The organism is Arthrobacter sp. I3 (genome assembly GCF_000520575.1).
GTDB classification, from domain to species: Bacteria; Actinomycetota; Actinomycetes; order Actinomycetales; family Micrococcaceae; genus Arthrobacter; species Arthrobacter humicola_A.
The window spans coordinates 17,158-21,720 of the sequence record NZ_KI914940.1; the positions used below are offsets into that span (position 1 = coordinate 17,158).

Here is a 4,563-nt window from a genome sequence, read left to right on the forward strand (position 1 = left end):
GCACCGGCCCGAAACCGTAGCGGCGAGCCGAAACCTAGGCGCCCGCAGCCCCGCCGCGCCAGTTTAGAGCCGGGTGTCGAAGGAGTCGCAGAAGACGTTCTCGTTGAACGTGCCCTGGAACTCCGACCTGCCCTGGGCTGCGACGACATCTTTGGCGCCGACTTCTGCAATCCGCCGCTGTCCACCATGGCCTCCCCGATCGAGCAGGCCGGTCGCGTGGCGGTGTCCATGCTGCTGGCCCAGCTGAACCCGCTCGCCGGCGGTGGCACCCGAAGCCGGTCCGTGATGCCCACCCATCTCACGGTCCGCGGCTCCACCGGTCCGGTGCGGCAGGCTCAATAGGTCCGGCGTCCGGGCCGGTGCCCAGTCAGGACCGGGCAGGCGGCGGCCGGCGGTGCGGTTTTCGCGGCGGTTCCGGCCAGTGGCGCCGAATTCGGACCGGCGCACCGGGGATCTAAGTCGCAACGGTCCGAAACCGTAGCCGCCGTCCGGAACCGAAGCCATTTCGACGCCGGATCCGCGCGTCACCCGCCGGTCCGGCTGCAACAGTTGAGCGTTGTTGACACCGCTGACTAGGCTGTGATGCATGCGTGAACTCCAGGCGAAGATCATCGAGGAAATGGGCGTGCAGCCCCGGATCGACCCTGCCGGGGAGGTGCGCAAACGCGTGACGTTCCTCAAGGAATACTTGACGGCCACCCACACCAAGGGCTTTGTCCTGGGCATCTCGGGCGGCCTGGACTCCTCCCTGGCCGGGCGGCTGGCCCAGCTGGCGGTCGAGGAACTCGAGGCCGAGGGCACCGAGGCGAACTTCGTGGCCGTGCGGCTGCCCTACGGCGTCCAGCATGACGAGGACGACGCCCAGGCGGCCCTGGACTTCGTGCGCGCCAAGACCGAATGGACGTTCAACATCTCGGCCGCAGTAGATGGCTTCGAGGACGAGTTCGAGAAGACCGTGGGCACGGAGATCTCCGATTTCCACAAGGGCAACACCAAGGCCCGGACCCGGATGATTGCCCAGTACGCCCTGGCCGGCGAGCACAACTACCTGGTGATCGGCACGGATCACGGCGCCGAGTCCGTCACGGGATTCTTCACCAAGTTCGGCGACGGCGGCGCGGACATCCTGCCGCTGTTCGGCCTTAACAAGCGCCAGAACCGCGCCCTGCTGGCGGAACTCGGCGCCCCGGCCCGGATCTGGGAAAAGGTTCCGACGGCGGATCTGCTGGACGGCAAGCCGGGCCGGACCGACGAGGACGAACTCGGCCTGGGCTACGACCTGATCGATGACTACCTCGAGGGCCGTGACGTACCCGATGCCGCTGCCGAACGGATCGAGGCGATGTACCTGCGGACCCGCCACAAGCGCACGGTCCCGGTGACGATTTTCGACACCTGGTGGAAATAGCCTGAGCCGAGAGCCCCGGGCGGGGCTGCCGGGCGGCCCCGCGGGGTTCCACTTACGGGATCAGCACGAGTTTGCCCCGGACATGGCCTGCGCGGCTGATGCCCAGTGCCCTGGCAGCATCGGTGAGGGGAATCCGCTCCTGGATGCTGAAGCGGAGCTTTCCCTCGGCCGACAGCCGGGCCGCCTCCGCGACCCGTCCGTCCAGCAGCCTGACCGGTGCAATTCCGGCCGCGTTGGCCGCCTTTCCAGGCACCGTGGTCACCGCGGCGCCGTGGCCGCCGAGCAAATGGACCGTCGCCGTCGTCGTCTCCTCCCCGCCAAAGGTGTCCAGGACGGCGGTGATGGTGCCCAGTGCGCGGACGCGTTCCACGAGCCCTTCGCCGTAGGCCACCGGCACGGCGCCGAGGCCGCGCAAATAGTCGTGGTTCTGCTCTGAAGCGGTGCCGATGATCCGGGCGCCGAGGTGCCGCGCGATCTGGACTGCCGCCGAGCCGACCCCGCCCGCCGCACCGTGGATGAGGACCGTGTCCCCAACGCCAATGCCAAGCTGAAGCAGCGCCGAATACGCTGTGCCGCCAGCTATCGCGACGCACGCCGCCTGCTCAAAATCGATGCCCGCGGGCTTTGGCGTCAGCTGGCTGGCCGGAAAATTGGCCGCGGCACGGTAGGCCCCGGAAATGCCATTCCAGATCACGTCGTCGCCCACCTCATGGCCGGTCACGCCGGGGCCAACGGCGGTCACGATTCCTGCCGCCTCACAGCCGGGAACTGCAGGGAAGTCCAGGGCAAGGTAGGGCTCCAGGTAGCCGGCAACGACTTTCCAGTCCACCGGGTTGACGCCGACGGCGCGGATCCCCACCTGGACCTCGTTCTCCCCCGGAACCGGCGGTTCCTCCTCGCCAACGGTGACGACGTCCGGGCTGCCATAGTGATCGAAAGAGATCTTGATGTCTTTCATGAGGCTTTGCTCCTTCGGCTCGACGCGATGCGGCCTGTGCTGCCAGCTTCTGGCACAAGCGGCGGCTGCGCAAGAGTCGCCCGGCAAGTTGAATTGTCCGAGGCGGCCTGAGCCGAACCGGGGCCCTTGACGAGGGTCAGGCGCCTGGCGAGCGGGTCAGCAGCGTGGAGATCCGGTGCGCTTCTTCCAGGAGCAGCCGCCCCAGTTGCGGACGCCGGTCCTCCCGGAAGCGCGGTTCGATGCCGGTCAGGGACAGCGCCCAGGCGGGGCGCCCCCGCTGGTCGAAGACCGCCGCACCCATCCCCCAGCTGCCTTCCAGGACCAGCCCCGGATTGACCGAATAGCCGGCCTGCCGCGTCGCTTCCAGGTTCTCCCTGACCAGTGCTGCGGTGTGCGCGGCCGCAAAGCTGCCGGAGTGGGCTGCCCAGTTAGCGAGCAGCTCTTCCTGCTCTTGTGCCGGCAGGAAGGCCATGATGGCGGTGCCGGCCGAAGCGACGCCCAGCGGGAACCGCACCCCCTCGTGCAGCACGAAGGAACGGACCGGGAAGCTGCCTTCTTCCCGGAGCAGGCACACGGTCTCGTTGCCGCGGCGGATGGAGAAGAAAGCGCTTTCGCCGGTCTCTTCGGCCAGGCGGCGCAGGCTCGGCCTCGCGATGTCCTCCAGGGGGAAGCGCGCCGAGGCCACAGACCCCAGCAGCAGGATCTCAGGACCCAGGACCCAGTTGCCGCTGCCCGGGTCCTGGTCCAGCAGCCCCTCGGCCGCGAGCGAGCTCAGCAGCCGGTGCACGGTGGGCCGCGTCAGGCCGGATTCGCGCACGAGCTCCACCAGGGGGCAGCCCTCCGGCTTTCGGCCGACTAGGCGCAGCAGGCCGGCTGCCCGGCTGACCACCTGGGCGCCCTGGACGGGGGTTGTATTCATTGCTTGCCTCACGTCGGCCCGGAACTGGGTGATGCTGTCACCCACGTTGCTTTTACCCGATTTTAACATCAGGTATCCACATAATGGATAGTGCCAAGGGTAGCGTCCACACTATAAACTCCTCCAATTTGCGGGAAAACTCCACGTTGACAGTGGTCTGTGACACACCATAGGCTCCTTCTTCAGGCATGGAGTCCACAAAGTGGATTGCCGGAGTGGATAGCAAGACGAGCTCAATGAGGAGATGGAATGTCAAAGGTGAAATCCGGGGCAGCGGCCGCTCTGCAGGACGTGCTGCGCGACGGCATGACGCTCGCCGTCGGCGGTTTCGGGCTCAGCGGGATCCCCGCTGACCTGATCGAGGCGGTGCGGGATTCCGGGGTGAAGGACCTGACGGTCGTCTCCAACAACATGGGCGTGGACGGCAAGGGCCTCGGGGTCCTGATCGAAGGCGGCCAGGTCCGCAAGGTCATCGCGTCCTACGTTGGGGAAAACAAGCTCTTCGCCGAGCAGTACCTCGCCGGCCAGTTGGAGGTGGAGTTCACCCCACAGGGCACCCTTGCTGAGCGGCTGCGCGCCGGCGGCGCCGGCATCCCGGCGTTCTACACGAAGACCGGCGTGGGCACCCTCGTCGCCGAAGGCAAGCCGCTGGCGGAGTTCGACGGCGAGACCTATGTCCAGGAACGCGCCATCAAGGCCGACGTCGCCCTGGTTCACGCCCACACGGCCGACACCGACGGCAACCTGATCTACCGGTACACCGCGCAGAACTTCAACCCCGTGGTCGCCACGGCCGGCGCCGTGACCGTCGCCGAGGCCGAAGTGATCGTCGAGCCCGGCCAGCTGGACCCGAACCACATCATCACCCCCGGCGTGTTCGTCCAGCGCCTGGTCCAGGCCAGCGGCCGCGTCAAGGACATCGAACAGCGCACCGTCCGCCCGCGGCCCGCAGCGGAAACAGAGCCGGCGCAGGCCGCCTCCGCCGTCACCGTCTAATCCGGCCCGAGCGCCGCCCGCCCCGGGCGCGCCGGCATTGGCGCCCCACCCCCTGCACCCTGACTTTCCAAGGAGAACCACCATGGCCTGGACCCGAGATGAAATGGCCGCAATCGCGGCCGAAGAACTGAACGACGGCGACTACGTCAACCTTGGCATCGGCATCCCCACGCTGGTGGCCAACAACCTGCCCGTCGGCGTCCGCGTTGTCCTGCAGAGCGAGAACGGCCTCCTCGGCATGGGCCCGTTCCCCTTCGAGGGCGAGGAAGACGCGGACCTGAT

6 protein-coding genes are annotated in these 4,563 nt (G+C 67.7%); 4 read left to right on the forward strand and 2 right to left on the reverse strand.

Annotated elements, in window-relative coordinates; all coding sequences use genetic code 11:
• A partial coding sequence (locus Y706_RS30330) for a substrate-binding domain-containing protein (RefSeq protein WP_253906816.1) occupies positions 1-342 on the forward strand: 342 nt, incomplete at its 5' end.
• Between the two features lie 244 nt (positions 343-586).
• Positions 587-1,408, forward strand: a complete 822-nt coding sequence (gene nadE / locus Y706_RS0116260) for an ammonia-dependent NAD(+) synthetase (protein WP_026539367.1) — start codon at positions 587-589, stop codon at positions 1,406-1,408.
• Between the two features lie 52 nt (positions 1,409-1,460).
• On the opposite strand, the gene Y706_RS0116265 is transcribed toward nadE, so the two are convergent.
• Together Y706_RS0116265 and Y706_RS0116270 are read right to left on the reverse strand one after the other, a co-directional pair.
• Positions 1,461-2,366 carry an NADP-dependent oxidoreductase gene (locus Y706_RS0116265; protein WP_028277438.1) on the reverse strand — a complete coding sequence of 302 codons (906 nt, stop codon included), beginning with the start codon at positions 2,364-2,366 and terminating at the stop codon, positions 1,461-1,463.
• Between the two features lie 136 nt (positions 2,367-2,502).
• Positions 2,503-3,285 carry an IclR family transcriptional regulator gene (locus Y706_RS0116270; RefSeq protein WP_028277439.1) on the reverse strand — a complete coding sequence of 261 codons (783 nt, stop codon included), beginning with the start codon at positions 3,283-3,285 and terminating at the stop codon, positions 2,503-2,505.
• A 249-nt stretch (positions 3,286-3,534) separates the two neighbouring features.
• Here Y706_RS0116270 and Y706_RS0116275 point away from each other — a divergent pair, with 249 nt between their 5' ends.
• Both Y706_RS0116275 and Y706_RS29370 read left to right on the forward strand, forming a co-directional pair.
• The gene (locus Y706_RS0116275) at positions 3,535-4,281 is read left to right on the forward strand and encodes a CoA transferase subunit A (RefSeq protein WP_028277440.1); all 747 of its coding nucleotides are present in this window, start codon (positions 3,535-3,537) and stop codon (positions 4,279-4,281) included.
• 82 nt (positions 4,282-4,363) lie between these two features.
• A partial coding sequence (locus Y706_RS29370; RefSeq protein ID WP_043436309.1) for a succinyl-CoA--3-ketoacid-CoA transferase occupies positions 4,364-4,563 on the forward strand: 200 nt, incomplete at its 3' end.

What these genes read in the sequence shown, in the direction of transcription:
- nadE (WP_026539367.1), top strand. Translation starts at nt 587, where the DNA reads ATGCGTGAACTCCAGGCGAAGATCATCGAGGAAATGGGCGTGCAGCCC.
- Y706_RS0116265 (WP_028277438.1), bottom strand. Translation starts at nt 2,366, where the DNA reads ATGAAAGACATCAAGATCTCTTTCGATCACTATGGCAGCCCGGACGTC.
- Y706_RS0116270 (WP_028277439.1), bottom strand. Translation starts at nt 3,285, where the DNA reads ATGAATACAACCCCCGTCCAGGGCGCCCAGGTGGTCAGCCGGGCAGCC.
- Y706_RS0116275 (WP_028277440.1), top strand. Translation starts at nt 3,535, where the DNA reads ATGTCAAAGGTGAAATCCGGGGCAGCGGCCGCTCTGCAGGACGTGCTG.